Genomic DNA, 23,450 nt, shown 5'->3' with positions numbered 1-23,450 from the left:
AAGTACCCGTTGCCCGCTTTATGCGCATTGTGCTCGCAGGATGTTCCGAAGGCGTCTAGGCTGGGGGGATGCAGGGGCAACGGGTTCGGCGCGGAACGTTTTCGGGCCGGATCACCGGTCTGGTGCTGACGGCCGTCATCGGCACCCTGGCGCTGTGCCTGGGAGCCGTCCTTTGGCTCACCGCCGAGCGGGTCCACGACCAGGCCGCGCAGAACGCCCTGGGCATCGCCCGCACGGTGGCCGCCGATCCCGAGGTGCGGGCCCTGGTCGCTGAACAGTCGGCCTTCGAGGCGCTCGATGTCCAGGCCCTGCGGGCAGGTCCCCTGCAGGCCGGGCTGGAGGCGGTCCGCCAGCGCACCGGGGCCCTGTTCGTCATCGTCACGGAGGACCGCGGCCTGCGGCTGGCCCACCCCAACCCCGAGCTCATCGGGCAGCGCGTCAGCACCGATCCCGTGGGGCTCCAGGGCGTGGAGGCCGTGGCCCGCGAACGCGGCACGCTGGGCGAATCCGTCCGCGCCAAGGTCCCCGTCTACGCCCCCGGCTCCACGCGCGTGGTGGGGGAGGTCAGTGCGGGCGTGCCCGTCTCCGCCGTCGCCGGCGACGTGCGCCAGGCGCTCTCCTCGGTCCTGGTGGCCGGCACCGTGTCCCTGGCGCTGGGGGTGCTGGTCGCCCTCTACCTCAAGCGCAGGCTGCGCCGGCTCACCCTGGGGCTGGAGCCGGAGGAGATGGCCGCGCTGGCCCGCGACCAGGCCGCCGTGCTCTACGGGGTCGAGGACGGCGTCATCGGCGTCGGCCCGGACGGGCTGATCACGGTCCGGAACAAGGCCGCCCGGCTCCTGCTGGGCCTGGCCCAGCGGCGGACGGAGGACGACGTCGTCGGGCGCCGCTTCGACGGCGCCGGCCTGCCCCCGGACCTGGTGGATGCCATTGCCCGCACGCTGGCCACCGGCGAAGCCTCGCCGCGGATGCGCCTGGCGCTGGGCGAGTCCTCAGTGGTGGCCGACGTCGTTCCCGTCCGGCGCGAGGGCACGGACCTGGGCGGGGTGGTGCTGCTGCGGGACACCACGGCCGTGGAGACGCTGGGCAGCCGGCTGGACGCCGTGGAGACCATGGCCGCGGCCCTGCGCGCCCAGCGGCACGAATTCGCGAACCGGCTGCATGCCATCTCCGGGCTGCTGGCCAACGGCGAGCTCGAGCAGGCCCGGGGCTATGTCCGGGAGGTGCTCGACTCCGGACCGGTGCGGGAGCCGGTGGCCAACATCGGGGCCGTGCGGGACACCTTCCTGCGGGCCTTCCTCGGCGCCAAGGGCGTGCAGGCCCGCGAGCAGGGGGTGGACCTGCGGGTGGGGGAACGGACGGCGCTGTGGGACGCGGTGGTCGACCCCCAGGACGCCACCGCGATCCTGGGCAACCTGGTGGACAACGCCGTCCGCGCCGCGCTCGAGGCGGGGGACACCGGGACCGGCTGCTGGGTGGAGGTGGACCTGCTCGGCGATGGCGATACGCTCCACCTGGCGGTCGCCGACTCCGGAGCCGGAGTCAGGCCCGGCCTGGACGTCTTCGCGCCGGGCACCACCACGCGCGCCGGCGGCCCCTCCGCCGAGCACGGCCACGGCCTGGGGCTCGCGCTCGCGCGGCGGCTGGCCCGGGAACGGGGCGGCGACGTGTGGCTGGCCGACCCCGGCGGGCCGGGGATCCCCGGAACCGGCCGGGAAAGTGACGGGGAACCCGCCGGGGCGGTGTTCTGCGCCAGGCTGCCCGGCATGCTGCGCGTGGCAGGGAAGGCAAACACTGAAAACGGAAACGGGAACGGAACGGGGGCGGCGCGGTGAGCGAGGGCAACGATCTGAAGGTCCTGGTGGTCGACGATGACTTCCGCGTCGCCGGGCTCCATGCCGCCTACGTGGACGCCGTGCCGGGCTTCGTGGCGCTGCCGCCGGTGCACGATGTCCGCACGGTTCCGCGCGTGGTGGCCGAGACCCGGCCCGACCTGCTGCTGCTGGACGTGTACCTTCCCCATGGCTCGGGACTGGACCTGATGCGCGAGCTCGACGTGGACGCCTTCGTGCTCTCCGCGGCGGTGGAGGGACCAGCCGTGCGCACGGCCCTGCGCCGCGGGGCGCTCGCCTACCTGGTCAAGCCGTTCGAGGAGCGGATGTTGGCCGACCGGTTGCGCGCCTACGCCCGCTACCGGCGCCTGCTCGCAGCCGACGTGCTGGACCAGACCGCCATCGACCGCGCCCGCCGGGTGCTGCTGGCCGGCGAAGAGGCCGCCCCCTCCTCGGGAGCCGCGACCGAGCAGGCGGTCCTGGCGGCGGTCTCCGCGGCGGGGGACGAGCTCAGCGTCGTGGAGGTCGCCGAGGCGGTGGGCATCTCCCGGGCCACGGCGCAGCGGTACCTGTCCCAGCTGGCGCAGGCGGGCCAGATCAGGCTGGGCCTGCGCTACGGGCTGCGCGGGCGTCCGGAGCACCGGTACGGGGCCGTGCGCTAGCAGGGCCCGCCAGGGCCTCGGCGACCCCCAGCAGCCGGCCCCGCAGCACGTCCGCCCGCGCAGCGAAGTGCTTCTGCGCCCGCACATACTCCGCCTTGCCCTCGGCGGTCTCGATGCGGATGGGCGTGTGTCCCCAATCGGCCAGGTCGTACGGGGAAGCGCGCATGTCCATGGTGCGGATCTCCCAAGCCAGCTCGAAGCAGTCCATCAACAGCCCGCTGGGCACCGCCGGGGTGAGCTTGTAGGCCCATTTGTACAGGTCCATGTTCGCGTGCAGGCAGCCGGGCTGCTCCAGCTCCCGCTGCGTCTCGCGGGTGGGCTGCAGCTCATTCAGCGGCGCGGCCTGCGGGGCGTAGAAGCGGAACGCGTCAAAGTGGGTGCAGCGGATCCTATGCTCCTCCACCACCTGGTCCGTGCCCGCAGCGCCCAGGCGCAGCGGCAGGTACTCGTGGCGGATCCCGTTTTCCGCGCTGCGGTAGGCCATGGCCCACTCGTGCAGCCCGAAGCAGGAGAACTGCCCCGGGCGCGCGGCCGTGCCGGCCAAAATGATTCGGGCAAACCGGACCGCCTCCGCCCGCGCGGCGGCGAATGCCGCCGCGTCCAGCACCGCGCCGCCGCCGGGCCCCGCCGGGACGTAGAACTTCCAGGCGAGCCGCCCGGCCGCGGCGGGACCTTCCAGCACGACGCCGGCCCCCGGGTGCCAGCGCTGCAGCTGACCGGGCTTGTGCGTGTAGTACGTGAAGAGGAAGTCCTCGATGGGGTGCTTCTTACCGGCCATGCGCCGCTGGATGAACGGCGCGGCGAAGCGCTCCACGCGCACCCGGTGGGCCTCGGCGCGCCGGAGCCACTCGTCCTGCGGCAGGACGGAAGGGACGGCAGGGGAGGTTTCGGGGGCGGGGGCGGGGGCCGGGACGGCTTCGGGGGCGGGGGACGGGGAAGCTCGGCGGGAAGAGGCGGTCGCGGGCATGCTCACCCCTCCATTATCCCGCGCGCAAAAACCCGGCCCTCCCGGGAACACCTGCCCGGGGTCGGGCGGGTGTTTTCCGAAAGGGCCGGGTCTTCTGGCTGGTCCCCTGGCCGGGTCCCCTGGCGGGGAGTCCCTAGCGGCCGGTGCCGCCGTAGACGGTGGCCTCGGTCTCGCCGTCCAGGTCGAACGCGGCGTGGACGGCGCGCACGGCGTCGTTGAGCCTGTCGGCGTGGGTGACCACCGAGATGCGGATCTCGGAGGTGGAGATCATGTCCACGTTCACGCCGGCCTTGTGCAGGGCCTCGAAGAAGGTGAAGGACACGCCCGGGTTGGAGCGCATGCCCGCGCCGATCAGCGAGAGCTTGCCGATCTCGTCGTCGTACTCGATGCCTTCGAAGCCGATCTCCGCCTGAGCCGCACGCAGCGCCTCCAGGGCGTCCTTGCCTTCGACGATCGGCAGGGTGAAGGAGATGTCGGTCTTGCCGGAGGCGGCGGTGGACACGTTCTGCACGATCATGTCGATGTTGGCGTGCGCGCCGGCAATCACGCCGAAGATCTGCGCGGCCTTGCCGGGGATGTCGGGCACGCCGATGACCGTGACCTTGGCCTCGGAGCGGTCGTGGGCGACACCGGAGATGATGGGCTGTTCCAAGGGCTCCCCCTCTTGAATCTTGATCTGGTCGTCGGGGCTGGGCAGGACCCAGGTTCCCTCGTTCGTGCTGAACGAGGAACGTACGTGAAGCGGAACGCCGAAGCGGCGTGCGTACTCCACGCAGCGCAGGTGCAGGATCTTGGCGCCGGAGGCTGCTAGTTCCAGCATCTCCTCGCTGGAGATCTTGTCAATCTTCTGGGCCGAAGGCACCACGCGCGGGTCCGCGGTGTAGACGCCGTCGACGTCGGTGTAGATCTCGCAGCTGTCGGCGCTCAGGGCTGCCGCCAGGGCCACCGCGGTGGTGTCGGAGCCGCCGCGGCCCATCGTGGTGACGTCGTTGGATTCCTTGGCCATGCCCTGGAACCCGGCCACGATCGCCACGTAGCCGCGGTCGATCGCGCGGCGCACCCGCTGGGGGGACACGTCGATAATGCGGGCCTTGCCGTGGATCGCGTCGGTGATCATGCCGGCCTGGCTGCCGGTGAAAGACACCGCCTTCTCGCCCAGGCCGTCGATGGCCATGGCCAGCAGGGCCATCGAGATGCGCTCGCCGGCGGAGAGGAGCATGTCCATCTCGCGCGCCGGGGCGTCGCTGGTCAGCTGGGCGGCCAAATCCAGCAGTTCGTCGGTGGTGTCGCCCATGGCGGAGACCACGACGACGACGTCGTTGCCGGCGGCCTTGGTGTCAATAATCCGGCGGGCGACGCGCTTGATGCCTTCGGCATCGGACACGGATGAACCGCCGAACTTCTGGACAATGAGGCTCATGCCTACGCACACTCCACGGGGCTGGTTGGAAAGGGTCGATGGCGTGCCGGCGGGTGCCCGCACGCCGTTCCAGTGTAACGAGCATGTTTCGGCACCCCGGCCATTCGTGACTCCACGCGGTCACATTCGCCGGACCCGCCCGGCCCGTCCGGACTGGACGTGCCCGCACTCCGGTGTTTTGCGGCGCGGGGGCGCCTCCGGTCTGCGGCCGCCCTAGCCGATCAGGCTGCGCCGGCCCTCGAAGGCCCGGCCCAGGGTGACCTCGTCGGCGTACTCCAGGTCCCCGCCCACCGGCAGTCCCGACGCCAGGCGGGTGACCTTGATGCCGATGGTCTTGAGCATCCGGGCGAGGTAGGTGGCCGTCGCCTCGCCTTCCAGGTTCGGGTCGGTGGCGATGATAATCTCCTCGATCCGGTCGTCGGAGAGGCGGTTGAGCAGCTCGCGGATGTGCAGCTGGTCGGGGCCGATGCCGGCGATCGGATTGATGGAGCCCCCCAGCACATGGTACCGGCCCCGGAAGGACCGGGTGCGCTCAACGGCCATGACGTCCTTGGACTCCTCGACCACGCACAGCACGGTCTCGTCCCGGCGCGGGTCGCGGCAGATCGCGCACGTCTCCTGCTCGGAGACGTTGAAGCAGATCGAGCAGAACTTCACGCGCTCCTTGACCGCACGGATCGCGTCGGACAGGCGCTTCATGTCCTCGGGGTCCGCCTCAAGGATGTGGAACGCGATGCGCTGCGCGGACTTGGGCCCCACGCCGGGCAGCCGGCCGAGCTCGTCGATCAGTTCCTGGACTGCACCCTCGTACACAAAACCTCACCCTGCTTGAAACGGGACATCTTCGGTCGCCCACCGTGCCGGCGGGCCGGCTAGTAGGCAGGTTTGCCGACGACGTTGCCCTCGTGGTCGCGCTCCTCGATGAGCCGCCCGTTCAGGAGCCGTTCGATCGCGGGGCGTCCGACCAGGCCGGATTCCTCGATGGCGATGTCGTCGTCGCTGGGGATGTCCTCAACGTACTTCGAGTCTACGGCGTTCGCGCCCGCCGGGCTGCCTGCGGCGGGCATGCTTCCCCAGCCCGGGGCGGCGGCGCGGTGGCCGGGAGCCCCGGGCCGCGCGGCGGCACTCTGGGATCCGCCTGGCTGTCCGCCGGCCTGGTTCATCAGCTGCTGGTAGCGGCTGATCCGCTGCCCCGGGCGCCCCGCTTGGGGCTGGGGCTGGGGCTGGGGCTGGGTTGGGACTGTGGCGGGGGCCGTCGCGGGAGCCTTCACCGCGGCGTTCCCCCAGGTGGGTGCCGTGGCGGAGGCGCCGGGGGCAGGAGCGGCTGCGGCCTCCCCGCCGTGGACCTTGGCGGACAACGGCGCCGGCCGTCCCGCTGCGCTGTGTTCTTCCGCTGGGCCATGTTCTTCCGCTGCGCCGTGTCCTCCCGCTGCGCCGTGTCTTCCCGCTGCGCCGGGCCCTTCCTTTGTGCCCTGTCCTCCCGCGTAGGGTGCCGTCCCTGAACCGGCCGCGGGTGAGCCCACCCCTGAGGGAGGCGCGGACGGACCCGGGCGGGTGGGGGAGTTCGGACGGGCCGGGGACCCCGTGGGCGCGGCGGGAGGGAGTTCCCAGTCCGGGACCGGAACGCTGTCCGCACTCCAGTCGTAGGCGCCGTCGTCGAAAGGTTCCGGGCCGAAGTCAGGTTCCGGGCCGTAGCCGGGATCGCCGTCGTCGTCCGGCGAAGCCGCGGGGGAAGCGAAGCGGCCACGGGCCGGGACCGCCGGGACCGCCGGGGCAACCGGAGCCGCCGGAGCAACGGGAGCCGCCGGGGCAGCACGGTGGGAGGCCGGAGCGATCGAAACCGAAGCCATTGGGGCCGGAGCGGCGGGCGCCTGCCCGGGAGCAGGGGCAACCGGGCGCTCCCCGGAGGGTGCGGGCGCGGCCGGCCGTGCCTCCGCCGGGGCGGGCGCTGCTGGTCGGTCTCGGCCGGGAGCGGGGGCAACCGGGCGCTCCCCGGAGGATGCAGGCACTGCGGGCGGGTGGCTCGGCCAATGGTTCGCTGGGGCAGCCGTGGCAGGTGCGTGCGCACCCGCGGGTGCGGGGGCCGCGGGTGCGGGCGCGGCGGGGACTTCCCCCGTGCGGGCTGCACCGGGCGCGGCGGGGACTTCCCCGGTGCGGGCCGGAGCGGGCGCAGCAGCGGCGGCAGGCTCGGCCGGGCGGGGCGCTACGGACGGAGTATCTGCCGGCCCGGGCCGGCGTTCAGCTTTTGGGCCCGAACCACCCGCCGGAGCGGACCCTCCGGCTGTCACGACGATCTGGCACTGGACCCCCAGTACCTTGTGGATGCACTGGGCAAGCAGGTTGACGTTGTCCTGGCTGCGGGTGAACGCGGTCATCGCGCCCTGGTGCGCAAAGGAGACAGTGAGGCTGCGGCCGTCGTACCCGGTGACCGAGGCATTGGGCTGAACCGTCATCCACAGGAACTTCTTCACCGACTGGAGTTCGTTCATGATCTCCGGCCAGGCGCGCCGGAACATCTCCACGCTGCCACCTGCCGCCGCCTGCGCAGGCGCTGCCACAGGCTGGCCCGGCTGGCCTGCCTGGGCCGGTGGGGGTGCGGACTGGCCAGCCTGGTGCTGCCGCGCCGCCGCAGCACCGTCCGCCCGCGCCTGTACAGGGGCGGGATTGGACGGGGCGGGATTGGACGGCGCGGGTGCCGCAGCCGGTGCGGGTGCCGGGGCAGCGGCCGGCACCTTTGGTTTTTCCGGCTCCGGCATGGCGCCCCAGGACCCGCCCCAGTCCGGGGAGACGGCAGGGGCCGCCGGGGTGGGGGCGGCAGCCGCGGCGGGGGACACCCTGGCGGGTGCCTCTGCAACGGGAGCCGGCGCGGCCGTTTCTCCGGCAACCGGTTCCACGGGTTCGTTCCACCCTTCGGGATCGCCCCACACGGGAGCCTCGCCGTGGGGGGCTGCGGCGCCCGCCGCCTCCTGCGCGGCAGAGGGCCGCGCCGCCGACGGCGCGGGGGCAACAGGTGCCCCGACCTCCTCGGCCGGCTCGGACGCTGGGGCATCGGAGCCGGACGCTGCAGAGTCAGACCCAACGGAGCCGGGCGCCGTGGAAGCAGGACCCGCGGAAAGCGGTGCTTCCACTACAGGGGCCGGCCCGCCATGCTGCGGGGAGCCGGTGGCCGGGGCCCCCGCAGGTTCCGCGTCGCCGGGTTCCTGCGTGCGGCGGGCCGCCCGCAGCGCTTCGCGGACCTGGGCCGCGCCCTGCTCGCGCGGGGAGCCGAAGCCGCCGGCGGGTTCCGCCGCCGTCGGGCCGCCGCCGTCGTACGCGGGAAGGACGGTGCCGGCCGGGACTTCGCCGGCGTAGGCCATCCGCCGCTCCAGGCGGTCCACGCGGGCATTGATGCCGCGCTCGGTGGGGTCGGAGGCCGGCAGCAGCAGCCGCGCGCACAGCAGCTCAAGGTGCAGGCGCGGCGAAGTGGCTCCGGTCATCTCTGTCAGGGCCTGGTTGGTGATGTCCGCCGAGCGGCTCAGTTCCGACTGGCCCAACAGCGCCGCCTGCGTGCGCATCCGGTTCAGCTGGTCCTCGGGCAAACCGCGGATGACCTGCCCCGCGGTGTCCGGCATGGCCTTGACGATGATCAGGTCCCGGAACCGCTCCAGCAGGTCCTCGACGAAGCGGCGCGGGTCGTGCCCGGTTTGGATGATGCGGTCCACCGCCCCGAACACGGTCGCGGCGTCCTGGGCGGCCATCGCGTCCACCACGTCGTCCAACAGGGACGCGTGCGTGTAGCCCAGCAGCGAGACGGCGAGCTCGTAGTCCAGTCCCTCCGGCCCTGCGCCGGCAATCAGCTGGTCCAGCACCGACAGCGAGTCGCGCACCGAGCCGCCGCCGGCGCGGATCACCAGCGAGAGCACTCCGGGGGCCACCGGAACGCCCTCCGCCTGGCACAACTGCTCCAGGTACGCCATCAGCGGTTCCGGCGGAACCAGCCGGAACGGGTAGTGGTGGGTGCGCGAGCGGATGGTGCCGATGACCTTGTCCGGCTCCGTCGTCGCGAAAATGAACTTGATGTGCTCCGGCGGCTCTTCGACGATTTTCAGGAGCGCATTGAAGCCGGCCGAGGTCACCATGTGGGCCTCGTCGATGATGAAGATCTTGTAGCGGTCGCGCACCGGGGCGAAGGTGGCGCGTTCGCGCAGGTCGCGGGCGTCGTCCACGCCGCCGTGGGAGGCCGCGTCGATCTCGATGACGTCCAGCGAGCCGGGGCCGCCGCGGCCCAGCTCAACGCAGGAGGGGCAGGTGCCGCACGGGGTGGGCGTTGGGCCCTGCTCGCAGTTCAGGCAGCGGGCCAGGATGCGGGCGGAGGTGGTCTTGCCGCAGCCGCGCGGTCCGGAGAACAGGTAGGCGTGGCTGACGCGGTTCTTCTGCAGCGCCGCCATGAGCGGCACGGTGACATGCTCCTGCCCGATCACGTCCGCGAAAGTGTCCGGACGGTAGCGACGGTAAAGGGCTGTACTCACCCTATGAGCCTACCTTTCGCGAGGCACCCCCCGCATTTCTAGAGGTCAGTTGTGAGGGGTGGAAGGATCCACGGTTCGCGCGGCAGCCGGGCGGGGTCGAACGCCTCCAGCGCCTCCCGCGGCGGGCCGCCGGGCAGCCCCAGCGAGGCCATGATCGCGGCCCGAACCTTCTCCGGTCCCACGCCCGCCTCCGCCAGGGCGGCAAGGGTCACCGCGCCGTCGCGCTTGGCCAGGCGCCTGCCCTCGCGGTTGAGCACCAGCGGCACGTGCGCGTACTCGGGCACGGCGGCCCCGAGCAGCGTGGCCAGGTATGCCTGGCGCGGGGCGGAACTGAGCAGGTCGTCGCCGCGGACCACCTGGTCCACGCCCTGCAGGTGGTCATCGACCACCACCGCCAGGTTGTACGCGGGTACGCCGTCATTGCGCACCACCACGAAGTCGTCCACGATACCCGTGTACTGCCCGTGCAGCGTGTCCGTCACGGTGTACTGCCCGACGCCGGTCCGCAGCCGCAGCGCGGCCGGCCGGAAGGCGCGGCGGGCGGCCCGCTCCGCCTCGGTGAGCTCGCGGCAGGTTCCGGGGTAGGCACCGGGTGCGGCGTGCGGGGCGGAAGGGGACTCGGCGATGTCCCGGCGGGTGCAGTAGCACTCATAGAGCAGGCCGCGGGTGCGCAGGTCCTCCACGGCGGCGGCGAATACGTCCAGGCGCCCGGATTGGCGCTCGATGGGCCCGTCCCAGTCCAGGCCCAGTGCGGCGAGGTCGCGGACCTGGGCCTCCTCGGATCCGGCGCGGGCACGGTCCAGGTCCTCGATACGCAGCAGGAAGCTGCGGCCGGTGGAGCGGGCGAAGAGCCAGGCAAGGATTGCGGTGCGCAGGTTCCCCAGGTGCAGTTCCCCGGAAGGGCTCGGTGCGAACCGGCCTGCGCCCATCTGCTGCCTCCTCGCGGAATGGCGGGAAAAGTAAAGACCCCCCATGTACCTGCCAGAGCCCGTCTACCCTTGCTACCTTCCGGTCCTGGGGGAGTTCAACAGGATGACACCACATGAGGGGCCGTCGAAAACTATACCCGATCTTCCGGGGCATCCGTGCACGCCCCGGCCGCCCTCGCTGCAACGCGGCTGGGGAAGTGCGCCCCATCCGCCGCCGATGGGGCGCACTTCCCAAGCAGCGTTCTCCGCGTGCCGGGGGACCGGCCGCGGGGGCCCCGGGCCCCGATTGGGAACTTTCCCAAAACTCCGCTAGGCTATTACTCGCGCTTTGAAGCGTATCTGGAGGATTCGCCTAGCGGCCTATGGCGCACGCCTGGAACGCGTGTTGGGTTAACAGCCCTCGGGGGTTCAAATCCCCCATCCTCCGCCAGATGGAATGCGGCCCGCACCGGCAACGGTGCGGGCCGCATTCTTTTGCCCTTAAACTCCTGCCGGGCGGGGCCGGCGGGGACATTTTTTGGAACTTCGAGAAGTTCCTGGTCGGGCGGGACGGCGGGCTCGCTCCTTGGGCGGTTCGCCCTGCGCACCGAGCCCCTTTCGGAGGAAACCGCCGCGGCCGTTCGCGCCCCCTGTCGTCCGGCGCCCGCCGTCCGGTGCCATGGTCCTGCGCGCAGGCCCATACCACCGCCTCACCGCCATCGCCCGTCGTGGTTCGGGTCCCAACGCCCGGTTGTCCCCGCGCCCTGTTGCCCGGCGCGGGTTCGTCCTAGCGTGTGTCCTATCCCGGACAGGCAGGCGGGGACAGGCAGGCGGGGACAGGCGAGGACAGGGGAGATCCTGATGGCGACGTACGGCTGGATTGGGCTGGGGCACATGGGAGCGCCGATGACAGCGAACCTGGTCAAGGCTGGGCACACGGTGCGCGGCTACGACCCGAGCGCCGCGGCCTGCGCCGAGGCCGCGCGCGGGGGAGTGGAGGTGGTCGGGTCGCTGGCCGCCGCGGCGGCCGGTGCGGATGCCGTCTTTACGAGCCTGCCCACCGGAGCGCACGTGCTGGAGGTGTACGGGGCCCCGGACGGGGTGTGGGCCAACGCCGCCCCGGGCACCCTGCTGCTGGACACCTCCACCTCCGATATCTCCTCCTCGCGCCGCTGCCACGAGGAATCCGCCCGGCGCGGGTTCCGGTTCGTGGATTCGCCGGTCTCCGGGGGGATTGCCGGGGCGGCAGCCGGGACCCTCACGTTCATGCTCGGCGGCGAACCCGAAGCCGTCGCCGACGCCGAACGCTTCATCGGGCCCATGGCCGGGCGGATTATTCCGGCGGGAGGTCCGACGGCGGGAATCGCCGCCAAGCTCTGCAACAACCTGATGCTCTTCGTGAGTCTCTTAGGGGTGGCCGAGGGGTCGCAGCTGGCGCGGGAGCTGGGGTTGGATCCCAAAGTGTTCTACGAGATCGCATCCGTTTCCTCCGGCGCGTCCTGGCCCCAAAAGACCTGGTACCCGGTGCCCGGCGTGGTGGATTCGGCTGCGGCCAACCGCAACTTTGACGCCACTTTCCGTGCGGACCTGGCCCTGAAAGACATCAGGATCGCACTGGAGGCCGCCGGCGCCGCGGGGCTCCATACCCCGGCCGCGCACGTGGCCCGCGAGCAGTTCCGCCGGTTGGACGAAGAGGGGCTGGGCGGCAAGGACTGTTCCCTGGTGGTCAAGTACGTCACCCGCGACGGGACCGTGGAGGGCTACCGGCCCTGACAGGGCGGGACGCCGAGCGGGGTGACGGGCGGGACGCCGTGCGGGGTGCAGCCGAACGGGGTGCGGCCGAGCGGGGTGCGGCCGAACGGGGTGACGCCGAACGGGGTGACGAGGGCGCAGTGGACCCGGGTTTCTTCCGGAACCCCGCCGGCAGCCGGCACAGGTACACCACGTGGGCCGCCGCGACCAGGAACAGGTACGGCAGCCCCAGGCGCAGCATGGGGAAGCGGCCCAGTTCCCGTACCAGCAGCGCGGGGTCTACTCCGCGCACGGCGGGAACTTCGGGGCCGAACCCCACGAACAGGGCGAACAGTGCGCCCGCCACGTACAGGCACGCAGCCACCCGCGGGAACGTCCGCCTCCCGGATGCCCGCGGGAACGTCCGCGCGTATGCGCCGGCCGGTCCAACGGCGTCGAGGGGCGGGACCTTCGCCCGGGCGGCCTTCCGGCGTACGGTATTCAGGATCCTGGCCACCTCGGCGTCGCTGAGGTGCCGCCGCCGCAGGTGGAACGCCAGATCGTTGTAGTAGCCCACTGCCGTCTTCCACGCCGTCCCGGGGCGTTGGTGCGCCCGCGCCTTTCCTGTTCCCCTTTGTACCCGCCGCCCCCGACAGGAAGCGCGGGGTCGCCGTCCAGGAGCCCGGGAAATCAGGGAACCCAGGGAACCAGCTAGGAGCCCAGGGAACCCATCCAGTGCGCCAGGAAGGCCTCCCCGGCGTCGTCGTGGATGGCGTCCGCGGACAGGTTCAGGTCGGCCCCGGTCAGGATGGGGTACGGCTTGGCCGGAACGCCGTCGGCCGGGCGCACGTCCACGTGGCTGACCTGGTGGCCCCGGTCGTGCAGCCAGTCCGCCATGGCGTAGTCGGTGCGCGAATCCCCGACCGTGAACCACGAACGCGGCACGATCCCGTCGCGGGCGAGCAGTTCGCAGGCCCGGTCGGCGCCGAGGTCCTTGCCGAGCCGGACAGATTCGATGTCGGTGGAAATGATGGTGGGGTCCACAATGTAGCCGACCGCCTCGTCCTGGCCCCCGTAGTCCTGCGTCGCGGCATGGTGGTCCAGCCGCACCGCGCTGAGTCCGTGCCGGGCCATCGCGGCAAGCGCGTCGGCGTCGAAATGTTCCTGTTCGGCAAGGTAGTCGGCGTTGGCCACGTCGAGGCGCTGCTCCACGGAGACCATTGCCCGCTTCGTCTCGTCGAAGAACATGTGGTCGGCGTAGTCCGCGGCCACCAGGGCGCGGATGTCGTCCGCGTAGGGGCCGGGAACGGCCAGTGAGTGGTCCACGTGCACCCTCCCGGGGCCCGCCGCCGTGAAGGAGAACCAGGTGGCGCCCTTTTCGCAGATGGCGTGCACCGTCATCCCCTCCGGCAGCCCGGTGGCAAGCATGGGTTCCATGACCTGCCGGGCAATGAAGTCGTCGGACCGGCCGGTGTTGAAGACCACGGGGATTCCGGAGGCGCCCAGCTCCTTCAGCAGTGAAATGACCCGCGGGCGGACCGTGCGGGTAATGGGGCTCGCGATGGGCCCGTCGACGTCGAGAAGCAGGGCAAAAGGCGGAGTCGAAAGCATTCGTCCATTCTCCCAGCCCCGGCCCGGGCCCGGGGCTGTGTGGCGGCAAAACCGTCCTCCCCCGCCTGACATGGGCCGTCTCCGGCGGGGTGTGACGTGGTCCCTGATCCCCTTGACAGGTCCCTGTGAGGTCCGTCACTGTTGCTTAACTCGCTTCCTGTTGATCCATTCAAAACAAGCGTCATCCCGCTTCAAGGGCGGCGGCGTGAAAGGGGTTCTGATGCACAGGGCATGCCCACTCAACGACCTAGCGCGGGGAGACGCGATCCGTCTCGATACCTCCCCACCCATCGCCGTGTTCCACACCGAAGAAGGTGAACTTTTCGCTATCGACGACACCTGTACACACCAGGACGCCTCCCTCGCGGATGGATGGGTCGAGGGGTGCGAGGTCGAATGCCCGCTCCACGCCTCTAAATTCGATCTGCGCACCGGAGCGGTGGACTCGCCCCCGGCCAAGCTGCCGGTCCGTGTCCACGAGGTCGCCGTGATTGACGGGGACATCATGGTCATCGAGTCGCAGGAAGCCCCGAACCTGCCGCCTGGACTGACGGTCGGTGGCCATGTATAAGGAAACGCAGGGCCCGGGGACGGAAGAGGTTCTGGTGGCTGCCGGGGGCGCCCCCCTCAGTGATGCCCCCCTTGCCGAGGTTATTGAAGAGCGGCCGGAGCCGGGGCACGCAGTGGAGGAACATCCCGTAGACGAGGACCTCGAAATCCTGGAGACGCTGCGCCAGAGCGCCACGGAACAGGCCGTGGCGCACCGCGTTCTCCGCGAGCGCCCCCGGCTGGACAAGACCGTCTTCGGCGTGGCGGGCGCGCTGGCCCTGGCCTTCGTCGTGTGGGGCTTCGCCGGCCGGGAGAGTCTCGCCGCCGTGTCCCAGGCGGCCCTGGACTGGGTGATGAAGGACACAGGCTGGCTGTTCATTGCGCTGGCTTCGCTGTTTGTTGTCTACGTCCTGTGGCTGGCGCTGGGGCGCTTCGGCAATATCCCGCTGGGCAAGGACGGTGAGAAGCCCGAGTTCCGGACCATCTCATGGATCTCCATGATGTTCGCGGCCGGCATGGGCATCGGCCTGATGTTCTACGGCGTCGCCGAGCCGCTGTACCACTACATCTCACCCCCGCCCGGCACCGTGGAGGGCCAGACCCCCGAGGCCATCCAGGCGGCCATGGCGACCTCGCTGTTCCACTGGACCCTCCACCCGTGGGCCATGTACGCGGTGGTTGGGCTGGCCATGGCCTACGGAACCTTCCGCCTGGGCCGGCGGCAGCTGATCTCCGCGGCCTTCACCTCCCTTTTTGGGGCCAAGTCGGTGGATGGCGCAGCCGGGCGGTTCATCAACATGCTCGCCATCTTCGCCACGCTCTTCGGAACGGCAGCCTCCCTGGGGCTCGGGGCGCTGCAGATCGGCAGCGGCCTGGCTTCCAACGGGTGGATCGGGGGGCAGCTTGCCACCCCGATCCTGGTGGGGATCGTCGCCATCCTGACCTTCTGCTTCATCGCCTCCGCGGTCTCCGGGATCCGGCGCGGCATTCAGTGGCTGGCCAACATCAACATGGTCCTGGCCGTGCTGCTTGCCCTGATCGTCTTCGTGGCGGGCCCGTCGCTGTTCATCCTCAACCTCATTCCGTCGGCGGTGGGGGATTACGCGGCGAACCTGCCGGAAATGTCTTCCCGGACGGAGGCTGTGGGGGACGGAGCCCTGCGCGACTGGATGTCGGGCTGGACCATCTTCTACTGGGCCTGGTGGGTCTCCTGGACCCCGTTCGTCGGCATGTTCATCGCCCGCATCAGCCGGGGGCGGACGATCCGCCAGTTCGTGACCGGCGTCCTGTTGGTGCCCAGCATCGTCAGCCTGATCTGGTTCGGCATCTTTGGGGGCGCGGCCATCCACATCCAGTCCGCCAGCACCACTTCAGAGGACCCGTCCGACGGAATCGCCACGATGGTCGACGGCGTGCCGACGATCTCCTTCGACAGCGCGCTGTTCGACCTCCTGCACCAGCTGCCGCTGGCGCAGGTGGCCGCCGCGGCCGTGTCCGTCCTGGCCATGGTCCTCGTCGCCATCTTCTTCGTGACCGGAGCGGACTCGGCGTCCCTTGTCATGGGTTCGCTCAGCTCCAACGGCGCCGAGGAGCCGCGCCGCGGCGTCGTGATCTTCTGGGGCGCACTCACCGGGGCCGTGGCGGCCGTGATGCTCCTCGCGGGCGGGGACAAGCCGGCCGATGCTTTGGCCGGGCTGCAGCGGGTCACGATTGTTTCGGCCCTGCCCTTCGTCCTGGTCATGCTCCTGATGTGCGTTGCGCTGGTCAAAGACCTGCGCCGGGACCCGCTGGCCCTGCGCAAGCGCCTGGCGGATTCCGTCGTCGAGCGGGCCATCAGGTCCGGGGTCGACCAGCACAACGGCGGACTGTTCGACCTGGTGACCCGGCATGAGTGCGGCGAGTCCTGCGGGCGGCGGCCCTGCCCGTCCCCGGCAGGGGAGGGCGAAGCAGAACGCCGCTCGACCAGCTAGTTCCTGCCCCGGGCCCGGGAGCCGGGCCCGGGGGCAGGAAGGGGGAAATCACCACTAGCATTCCCTCATATATCAGTTGTATGATCAGAGAGATCCGTATCACACCGGTCCGGGAGGCGCCCCCCGGAAACGGGAAGGGCCGGCCCCGCCGCCAGGGGCTACGCGCCCGCCCCCCACTCCCACGCTTCACCTCCGGTTTCGACCGCAGCCCAAACCCCAGCTTCACATCCAGCCTCTCCCTGAAGCGGACCACCTGAAGGAGCACCAATGACCACCCAAGCCACTTTGGAACCGCGGGTCTCCACCGAAGCCCGCGCCGCGAGCCCAAACCCGCACGTCGGCGTCCTGACGCTGTCCTGCCCCCAGCGGCCCGGCATCGTCCACGCGGTGTCCCGCTTCCTGGCGGAACTGGGCGCGGACATTACCGAGCACCAGCAGTTCGATGACCGGGTGGAGAACACCCTGTTCATGCGGACGGCCTTCACTGCACAGGATGCCGACGCCGAGACCCTCACGCGCCGCTTCGAGGACACCGCCCGGGAATTCGGCATGACCTACACGTTCAGCGACGCCACCAGGCCGCGGGTGCTGATCATGGTGTCCAAGTTCGGGCACTGCCTCCACGACCTGATTTTCCGGTGGCAGACCGGAAGCCTGCCGGCCGACCTGGTCGCCGTGGTATCCAACCACGAGGACCTGCGCCCGATGGCCGAGGCGGCCGGGCTCCCCTTCGTCCACATCCCCGTCGACGCGGCGTCCAAGCCCGCGGCCGAGCAGCGGCTGCTGGACGTGGTGGAGCAGTTCGAGGCCGACCTGGTGGTGCTCGCCCGCTACATGCAGGTGCTCTCCGACGACCTCTGCAACCGGCTCTCCGGGCGCGCCATCAACATCCACCACTCCTTCCTGCCCGGGTTCAAGGGCGCGCGCCCGTACCACCAGGCCCACGCACGCGGCGTCAAGCACGTCGGGGCCACAGCCCACTACGTCACCGCCGACCTGGACGAGGGCCCGATCATCGAGCAGGAGGTCGTGCGGGTGGACCACCGGATGACCCCGGAGGAACTGGCCACCGTAGGCAGGGATACCGAGGCGCTGGCCCTCGCCCGAGCGGTCCGCTGGCACGCGGAGAACCGCGTCATGCTCAGCGGCCACCGAACCGTCGTCTTCCACTAGCCCCGACCCCACCACCACTGAACCACGCCCCTGCGCAGGGGCAAATCGAAAGGCACTTTCATGAAGTCTCCTCGCGTTGTCATCATCGGGGCCGGGATCGTCGGGGCGAACCTGGCCGACGAGCTCACCGAACGGGGCTGGACCGACATCACCGTCCTGGACAAGGGACCGATCCCCCTGACGGGTGGCTCGACCTCGCACGCGCCGGGCCTGGTCTTCCAGACCAACTCGTCCCGGACGATGACGGAGCTGGCCGCCTACACCGGCCAGAAGCTCGCCTCCCTGACGCGCGGCGGAGCACGTGCCTTCAACCAGGTCGGGGGCCTGGAGGTGGCCACCTCGCCGGAGCGCCTGGCCGAACTGCACCGCCGCTGCAACTTCGCCACGGCGTGGGGGCTGGAAGCCCGCGTGATCGACGCGGCCGAGGCGAAGGCCCTCCACCCGCTGATCGACGAGGACCTGGTCCTGGGTGCGCTGTACCTGCCCACCGACGGACTGGCCTCCTCGCTCCTTGCGGTCGAGCTGCTGCGCGAACGCTCCGAGGCCCGCGGGGCCCGTTTCCTGGGCAACACCCCGGTGACCGGGGTGGAACGGGCCGCAGGCCGCGTCACCGGCGTCCGCAGCGGCGACACCTTCTTCCCGGCGGACGTGGTGATCTCCGCGGCCGGCTTCTGGGGGCCCCAAATCGGCGACCTCATGGGGATGGAGGTTCCACTGGTTCCCCTGGCGCACCAGTACGTCACCACCACCTCGATCCCGGAGCTGGCCGGGCACCCGGAAACCGCCGTCGGCACCGGAAACAACGCCGCGCTTCCGATCCTGCGCCACCAGAACGAGGACCTGTACTTCCGCCAGCACGGCAGCCGCCTGGGCATCGGCTCCTACGCCCACCGTCCCATCCCGGTCGGCTACGACGAGCTCCCCGGGGGCAACCGCATCACCGAAGAGGCCATGCCGTCCCGCCTGGACTTCACCGCGGAGGACTTCGAGCAGCCCTGGAAGGCCTGCAAGCAGCTGCTGCCCTCGCTGAACGAGGCCGGCATCAGCGACGCCTTCAACGGCATCTTCTCCTTCACCCCGGACGGCGGGTCACTGGTGGGCGAGTCGAAGGACCTCAAGGGCTTCTTCATCGCCGAGGCCGTCTGGGTGACCCATTCGGCCGGCGTGGCCAAGGCGGTCGCGCAGCTCCTGGTCGACGGCCGGTCGGAAACCGACCTCCGCGAACTGGACATCGCCCGCTTCGAGAAGGTCCAGCTGGAGCGCGACTACGTCCTGGAGACCTCGCAGCAGAACTTCGTCGAGATCTACGACATCCGCCACCCCCTGGAGCCCAAGCTCTCGCCGCGGAACCTGCGCCTTGCCCCCTTCCACGAGCGCCAGGTGGAGCTGGGCGCCTTCTTCCTGGAATCCGCCGCCTGGGAGCGCCCGCACTGGTACACGGCCAATGAGCCGCTGCTGCAGTCCCTGCCGCAGGACTGGCAGCCGCCGGCCCGCGACCCGTGGGCCGCGAAGTTCGATTCGCCCATCTCCGCGGCGGAGGCCTACGCCACCCGCACCAACGTGGCCATGTACGACATGACCCCGCTGAAGCGGCTGGAAGTCTCCGGACCCGGCGCGCTGGCCCTGCTCCAGCACCTGAGCACGGGACAGCTGGACAAGAGCGTTGGCTCCGTGACCTACACCCTGCTGCTCGACGACGCCGGCGGCATCCGCAGCGACCTGACCATTGCCCGGATCGGGGAGGACCTCTTCCAGATCGGAGCCAACGGCGGCATCGACTTCGACTACCTGGTCCGCCGCGCCGCCGAGTACACCGAGGCTCATCCGGACCAGTGGGTCCGCGTGGAGGACACCACGGACGACACCTGCTGCATCGGCGTCTGGGGCCCGCGGGCCCGCGACCTGGTCCAGCCGCTGACCCCGCAGGACCTCTCCAATGACGGGCTGAAGTACTTCCGCGCGGCCAGCACCACCATCGCCGGCATCAACGTGCGCGTCATGCGCCTGTCCTATGTCGGTGAGCTGGGCTGGGAGATCTATGCCGATGCGGCCGACGGGCTGAAGCTGTGGGACGCGCTGTGGGAAGCGGGCCGGGAGCTGGGCGTCATCGCCGCCGGGCGCGGCGCCTTCAACAGCCTCCGCCTGGAGAAGGGCTACCGGTCCTGGGGCACGGACATGGATACGGAGCACGATCCCTTCGCGGCCGGGCTTGGCTTCGCGGTCCGCGGCAACAAGGAGGACTACGTCGGCAAGGAGGCCGTGGAACGGCGCCGGGACGCGGAAGACGGCAAGCGGCTGCGCTGCCTGACCGTCGACGACGGCGTCTCCGTGGTGCTCGGCAAGGAGCCGGTCTTCATCGACGGCAAGCCCTCCGGCTACGTCACCAGCGCCGCCTACGGCTACACGGTGCACAAGCCCGTGGCCTACGCGTGGCTGCCGGCCTCCGCCACCGAAGGGACCAGGGTGCAGATCAGGTACTTCGACCGGATGGTTGACGCAACCGTCACGGCCGAGCCGCTGGTCGATCCCGAGATGAAGAAGATCCGCGCCTGACACCGGCCGGGGCCCGGAACCGCATGGTTCCGGGCCCTTTCCGTGTCCCGGGCGCCCTACAGGGAGCGCTGGACCAGCTGCTCGAAGTGGCTGACGTGCTCCTCGGCCAGGCGTGCCGCCTTGTCGGGGTCACCGTCGATGATTGCCTCCAGGAGGGCCACGTGCTCCTGGACGTTCCCCGAGATGGGCGCCAGTCCCGCCAGCACAAAGTTCCACATGCGCTGGGACAGGGCAAAGTACTGGATCAGCGTCGCTTCGACATAGCTGTTGCGCATGGTGGCATAAATGGTGCGGTGGATCTGCGCGTCCAGGTCGATCGAGGTCTGGTTGGTGCCGTCGGGCGCCTGCTTTAAGGCCTCCAGGCAGGACCGCAGCTTGCCGCGATCCTCCCCGGTAGCGCGTTCGGCCGCCCTGCGCGCGGCGAAGGCCTCAAGGACCCGCCGGGCGTCGGAAATCTCCCCGAGGTCCCGGATATTGACCTCCGCGACGAAGGTGCCCCGGCGCGGGTACACGACGAGCAGGCGGTCGGTTTCAAGGCGCTTGACCGCTTCCCGCAGCGGGGTGCGGCCGAGCTCAAGGCTGGCCATGAGCGACTCCTCGTCCAGGGGCTCGCCCGGGGGCAGCCGCATGTCGATGATGCGCTGGCGAAGCTCCCGGTACGCGAATTCCGCCCGGGTAAGCCCGGTTTCTCCCAAGATGTTGGCCTTCCCGTCCGATTCGGGGATCCGTGAACGATCCTCCAGCATGATAGGCGCCCGCGACCGGTCGCGCGGCCCCTTCCTGCTCAGAGCCCCTGCTCAGGGCCCTCCGGCACCCGGTCGGGGAAAGGCTGGCGTGCGTGCGGACCGGAGGATCGAAGAAATCCCGGCGTCAGATTGGCCGGACCATCCTTGACACTCACTATGGCGTTGATCACACTGGGGAAGTCGTTGCGGATAGTGAGACCTGTTGCACAAGACGCAATAAAAACGTGCGTAATAAAAAGTGCTCGCACTAAGAATGAGGAGGGTGAATGGAAACCCTAGCCATCGTCGGGGCATCCTTGGCCGGCTTGTCGGCAGCACGCGCTGCGCGCGCCAAAGGCTTTGCGGGCAGGCTCGTGATCGTCGGGGACGAGGCGGAGCGCCCGTATGACCGGCCTCCGCTGTCCAAGGATTTCCTGCTGGGCAGGATGACGGCCGGGGACCTCGCACTGGAGGCCGGAAACGAGGACCTCCAGGCCGAGTGGCTGCTCGGGCACCGGGCCCTCGGCCTGGACGGCGAGGCCAAGGCCATCATGCTCGAGGACGGGACGATCATTGCCGCGGACGGCATCGTGATCGCCACCGGCGCCTCCGCACGCCGGCTTCCCAGCCTGGAGGGGTTCACCAACGTCCACACCCTGCGGACCCTGGACGACAGCCGGCAGCTGGCGGCCGAACTGCTTCCCGGCCGCCGGCTGGTGATCATCGGGGCCGGTTTCATCGGAGCCGAAGTCGCCTCCACCGCCTCGTCCTTAGGGTTGGAGGTGACCCTCGTGAACGCCGAACCGGTTCCGTTCAGCGCCGCCCTCGGCGCGGAAATGGGCGAAGTGGTGGCGGGGCTGCAGGTAAGCCGTGGCGTGGCCCTGCTCCGGGACACCACCATCGACAGCGTCGAGAGCGCCGGTGGAAGGGTCACCGGCCTGAACCTCACCAACGGGCAGCGGCTGGCCGCGGACCTCGTTCTGGTGGGCATCGGTGCCGTGCCGAACACGGCATGGCTGTCCTTCTCCGGCCTCGACGTCAAGAACGGCGTCCTGTGCGACGCGGCGGGCCGGACAAACCTGCCGGGCATCGTCGCCGCCGGGGACTGCGCCGCATGGTTCGACGAGCGCGCGGAAACACACCGGCGCGTGGAGCACTGGACCTCGGCCACGGAGCAGGCGGAAATCGCGGTGGAGGCGCTCCTGGGCGCTGCCCCGTCCGCCGCGAAGCCCAAGCCGCACTACTTCTGGTCCGACCAGCATGGCGTGAAACTGCAGTTCGCCGGCAACGCCGGGGAAGCTGACCGGGTGGAGATCGAAGCCGGCTCCGCCCAGGCCCACGACCTCCTGGCCGTCTATTACCGGGCCTCGGAGCCCGTGGCCGTGCTGGGTATGAACCAGCCCCGGCTGTTCGTCAAGTGGCGCCGCGCCCTCGCGCAGGCCGCCGCGTCCGCCCCCACTTCTTCCGTCCCCGCCTGACCCTCCCCGCCTGACCCTCACCGCACACTCAAGGAGAAACGATGGCCGTTGAAGTAACCTCCCCCAGCCTCATCTCGACCCTGCCCGGGCACACCTACACCGACGCCGCAATCTTCCGCGCCGAACAGGAACGCATCTTCGAGCAGATGTGGTTCTGCGCCATCCGGACCGCCGACCTGGACAAGGCCGGTGCGTGGAAGACGGTCCAGATCGGCCGCGAGAGCGTCCTGATCAGCCGGACCCGCAAGGGCGAGATCCGCGCGTTCTACAACATCTGCCGGCACCGCGGCGTGAAGCTGTGCATGGAGGAGTCCGGACAGGTTGAGCGTTCCTTCCAGTGCCCCTACCACGCCTGGACCTACGACTTCGAGGGCAAGCTCGTCGCTGCGCCCAACCTGACCAAGATGCCGGATATCGACCGGCACGAGTACGGCCTGGCGAAGGTCCACATCCGCGAGTACCTGGGCTACGTGTGGGTCTGCCTGGCCGAGAACCCGCCGTCCTTCGAGGAAGACGTGATGGGGGCCATCGAGGAGCGGCTCGGCGACCTGGAGGCCATCGACGGCTATGGCGTGGCCAACCTGTTGGTCGGCCGGCGCATCAAGTATGACGTCAAGGCGAACTGGAAGCTCATCATCGAGAACTTCATGGAGTGCTACCACTGCGCCACCATCCACCCGGAACTGACCGAGGTCCTGCCCGAGTTCGCCGACGGCCTGGCCGCGCAGTACTTCGTGGGCCACGGCGCGGAGTTCGGCGAGGACATCAAGGGCTTCACGGTGGACGGCTCGGAGGGCCTGGACCTGATTCCCGGCGTGAGCGAGGACCAGGACCGGCGCTACTACGCGATCACCATCAAGCCGACCGTTTTCGTGAACCTGGTGCCCGACCACGTGATCATCCACCGGATGTTCCCGCTGGCCGCCGACCACACCATCGTCGAGTGCGACTGGCTCTACCTGCCCAGCGTGGTCGAGTCCGGCAAGGACGTCACCGCCTCGGTGGAACTGTTCCACCGCGTGAACATGCAGGACTTCGATGCCTGCGAGCGCTGCCAGCCGGGAATGGCCTCCAAGGTTTACTCCAAGGGCGGCGTGCTGGTGCCCAGCGAGCACCACATCGGCGCCTTCCACGACTGGGTGAGCTCCAGGGTCGGCGACGTGCAGCCTTCCGGAGAGGACCTGCTGGGCCTTGCCCCGGCCACGGCTCCACTGGAGCAGCGGGCCCAGGTGGTGGTGGGGTAGCCCTTCCTCCGGGCGATTTCCAGCCCGGCCTGCTTGAGGAATTTGGGCAGGCCGGGCTGTTCCTTGGGCCGGAACCGGAAGGGCGGGCCCGAGACGCTGGCGCTGGCGATGCGCCCGGCCGT

The 23,450-nt window shown here is 70.3% G+C and carries 16 protein-coding genes, 1 tRNA gene and 1 other RNA gene; 10 read left to right on the top strand and 8 right to left on the bottom strand.

The window, feature by feature from the left end; translation table 11 throughout:
• Positions 1-68 precede the first annotated feature (68 nt).
• Together NCCP_RS09205 and NCCP_RS09200 are read left to right on the top strand one after the other, a co-directional pair.
• Entirely contained in the window at positions 69-1,832 is a 1,764-nt protein-coding gene (locus NCCP_RS09205) for a sensor histidine kinase (RefSeq protein ID WP_149956943.1), read from the top strand.
• On the top strand, positions 1,829-2,491 hold the full coding sequence (locus NCCP_RS09200; RefSeq protein WP_149956942.1) for a response regulator: 663 nt from the start codon (positions 1,829-1,831) through the stop codon (positions 2,489-2,491). Before NCCP_RS09205 ends, NCCP_RS09200 begins: the two co-directional genes overlap by 4 nt.
• Here the strand turns inward: NCCP_RS09200 and NCCP_RS09195 are convergent.
• The 6 genes from NCCP_RS09195 to ffs form a co-directional block, all read right to left on the bottom strand.
• Positions 2,427-3,458, bottom strand: a complete 1,032-nt coding sequence (locus tag NCCP_RS09195; RefSeq protein WP_225873769.1) for a 3-methyladenine DNA glycosylase — start codon at positions 3,456-3,458, stop codon at positions 2,427-2,429. The genes NCCP_RS09200 and NCCP_RS09195 overlap by 65 nt on opposite strands.
• 133 nt (positions 3,459-3,591) lie before the next feature.
• Complete coding sequence (locus tag NCCP_RS09185) at positions 3,592-4,878, bottom strand: aspartate kinase (RefSeq protein ID WP_149956941.1); 1,287 nt, start codon at positions 4,876-4,878, stop codon at positions 3,592-3,594.
• A 213-nt stretch (positions 4,879-5,091) separates the two neighbouring features.
• On the bottom strand, positions 5,092-5,691 hold the full coding sequence (recR, locus tag NCCP_RS09180; protein WP_149956940.1) for a recombination mediator RecR: 600 nt from the start codon (positions 5,689-5,691) through the stop codon (positions 5,092-5,094).
• A gap of 59 nt (positions 5,692-5,750) precedes the next feature.
• Positions 5,751-9,386 carry a DNA polymerase III subunit gamma and tau gene (locus NCCP_RS09175; RefSeq protein WP_149956939.1) on the bottom strand — a complete coding sequence of 1,212 codons (3,636 nt, stop codon included), beginning with the start codon at positions 9,384-9,386 and terminating at the stop codon, positions 5,751-5,753.
• A 38-nt stretch (positions 9,387-9,424) separates the two neighbouring features.
• Positions 9,425-10,315, bottom strand: a complete 891-nt coding sequence (gene gluQRS / locus NCCP_RS09170; protein WP_149956938.1) for a tRNA glutamyl-Q(34) synthetase GluQRS — start codon at positions 10,313-10,315, stop codon at positions 9,425-9,427.
• A gap of 29 nt (positions 10,316-10,344) precedes the next feature.
• Positions 10,345-10,441, bottom strand: an RNA gene (gene ffs, locus NCCP_RS09165) — signal recognition particle sRNA small type.
• A 215-nt stretch (positions 10,442-10,656) separates the two neighbouring features.
• Here ffs and NCCP_RS09160 point away from each other — a divergent pair.
• Positions 10,657-10,745 (top strand) — tRNA-Ser (locus tag NCCP_RS09160).
• Between the two features lie 410 nt (positions 10,746-11,155).
• The gene (gene mmsB, locus NCCP_RS09155) at positions 11,156-12,067 is read left to right on the top strand and encodes a 3-hydroxyisobutyrate dehydrogenase (RefSeq protein WP_149956937.1); all 912 of its coding nucleotides are present in this window, start codon (positions 11,156-11,158) and stop codon (positions 12,065-12,067) included.
• A 669-nt stretch (positions 12,068-12,736) separates the two neighbouring features.
• Here the strand turns inward: mmsB and NCCP_RS09150 are convergent.
• Positions 12,737-13,636 carry an HAD family hydrolase gene (locus NCCP_RS09150; protein ID WP_149956936.1) on the bottom strand — a complete coding sequence of 300 codons (900 nt, stop codon included), beginning with the start codon at positions 13,634-13,636 and terminating at the stop codon, positions 12,737-12,739.
• A gap of 220 nt (positions 13,637-13,856) precedes the next feature.
• On the opposite strand from NCCP_RS09150, the gene NCCP_RS09145 reads away from it, so the two are divergent.
• The 4 genes from NCCP_RS09145 to NCCP_RS09130 all read left to right on the top strand — a co-directional run bounded on the left by NCCP_RS09145 (position 13,857) and on the right by NCCP_RS09130 (position 19,881).
• Positions 13,857-14,207: a bifunctional 3-phenylpropionate/cinnamic acid dioxygenase ferredoxin subunit gene (locus tag NCCP_RS09145; protein WP_149956935.1), complete on the top strand. Its 351-nt coding sequence runs from the start codon at positions 13,857-13,859 to the stop codon at positions 14,205-14,207.
• Positions 14,200-16,155, top strand: coding sequence for a BCCT family transporter (locus NCCP_RS09140; RefSeq protein ID WP_149956934.1), 1,956 nt, complete (start codon positions 14,200-14,202; stop codon positions 16,153-16,155). The genes NCCP_RS09145 and NCCP_RS09140 overlap by 8 nt, the downstream gene beginning before the upstream one ends.
• A 267-nt stretch (positions 16,156-16,422) precedes the next feature.
• Entirely contained in the window at positions 16,423-17,328 is a 906-nt protein-coding gene (gene purU, locus NCCP_RS09135) for a formyltetrahydrofolate deformylase (RefSeq protein ID WP_149956933.1), read from the top strand.
• Positions 17,329-17,388: 60 nt separating this feature from the next.
• Positions 17,389-19,881 carry a GcvT family protein gene (locus tag NCCP_RS09130; RefSeq protein WP_149956932.1) on the top strand — a complete coding sequence of 831 codons (2,493 nt, stop codon included), beginning with the start codon at positions 17,389-17,391 and terminating at the stop codon, positions 19,879-19,881.
• 56 nt (positions 19,882-19,937) lie between these two features.
• On the opposite strand, the gene NCCP_RS09125 is transcribed toward NCCP_RS09130, so the two are convergent.
• Positions 19,938-20,627: a GntR family transcriptional regulator gene (locus NCCP_RS09125; RefSeq protein ID WP_149956931.1), complete on the bottom strand. Its 690-nt coding sequence runs from the start codon at positions 20,625-20,627 to the stop codon at positions 19,938-19,940.
• A 266-nt stretch (positions 20,628-20,893) separates the two neighbouring features.
• Between NCCP_RS09125 and NCCP_RS09120 the strand changes: the two genes are divergently transcribed.
• Positions 20,894-22,084: an NAD(P)/FAD-dependent oxidoreductase gene (locus NCCP_RS09120; RefSeq protein ID WP_149956930.1), complete on the top strand. Its 1,191-nt coding sequence runs from the start codon at positions 20,894-20,896 to the stop codon at positions 22,082-22,084.
• 41 nt (positions 22,085-22,125) lie between these two features.
• Positions 22,126-23,328, top strand: coding sequence for an aromatic ring-hydroxylating oxygenase subunit alpha (locus NCCP_RS09115; protein WP_149956929.1), 1,203 nt, complete (start codon positions 22,126-22,128; stop codon positions 23,326-23,328).
• The last annotated feature ends 122 nt before the right edge of the window (positions 23,329-23,450 follow it).

The sequence above is a fragment of the Zafaria cholistanensis genome (genome assembly GCF_008580665.1).
GTDB lineage: Bacteria > Actinomycetota > Actinomycetes > Actinomycetales > Micrococcaceae > Zafaria > Zafaria cholistanensis.
This window is presented reverse-complemented; position numbering and strand designations above follow the sequence as displayed.

What these genes read in the sequence shown, in the direction of transcription:
- NCCP_RS09205 (WP_149956943.1), top strand. Translation starts at nt 69, where the DNA reads ATGCAGGGGCAACGGGTTCGGCGCGGAACGTTTTCGGGCCGGATCACC.
- NCCP_RS09195 (WP_225873769.1), bottom strand. Translation starts at nt 3,458, where the DNA reads ATGCCCGCGACCGCCTCTTCCCGCCGAGCTTCCCCGTCCCCCGCCCCC.
- NCCP_RS09185 (WP_149956941.1), bottom strand. Translation starts at nt 4,878, where the DNA reads ATGAGCCTCATTGTCCAGAAGTTCGGCGGTTCATCCGTGTCCGATGCC.
- gluQRS (WP_149956938.1), bottom strand. Translation starts at nt 10,315, where the DNA reads ATGGGCGCAGGCCGGTTCGCACCGAGCCCTTCCGGGGAACTGCACCTG.
- mmsB (WP_149956937.1), top strand. Translation starts at nt 11,156, where the DNA reads ATGGCGACGTACGGCTGGATTGGGCTGGGGCACATGGGAGCGCCGATG.
- NCCP_RS09150 (WP_149956936.1), bottom strand. Translation starts at nt 13,636, where the DNA reads ATGCTTTCGACTCCGCCTTTTGCCCTGCTTCTCGACGTCGACGGGCCC.
- NCCP_RS09145 (WP_149956935.1), top strand. Translation starts at nt 13,857, where the DNA reads ATGCACAGGGCATGCCCACTCAACGACCTAGCGCGGGGAGACGCGATC.
- NCCP_RS09140 (WP_149956934.1), top strand. Translation starts at nt 14,200, where the DNA reads ATGTATAAGGAAACGCAGGGCCCGGGGACGGAAGAGGTTCTGGTGGCT.
- purU (WP_149956933.1), top strand. Translation starts at nt 16,423, where the DNA reads ATGACCACCCAAGCCACTTTGGAACCGCGGGTCTCCACCGAAGCCCGC.
- NCCP_RS09130 (WP_149956932.1), top strand. Translation starts at nt 17,389, where the DNA reads ATGAAGTCTCCTCGCGTTGTCATCATCGGGGCCGGGATCGTCGGGGCG.
- NCCP_RS09125 (WP_149956931.1), bottom strand. Translation starts at nt 20,627, where the DNA reads ATGCTGGAGGATCGTTCACGGATCCCCGAATCGGACGGGAAGGCCAAC.
- NCCP_RS09120 (WP_149956930.1), top strand. Translation starts at nt 20,894, where the DNA reads ATGGAAACCCTAGCCATCGTCGGGGCATCCTTGGCCGGCTTGTCGGCA.
- NCCP_RS09115 (WP_149956929.1), top strand. Translation starts at nt 22,126, where the DNA reads ATGGCCGTTGAAGTAACCTCCCCCAGCCTCATCTCGACCCTGCCCGGG.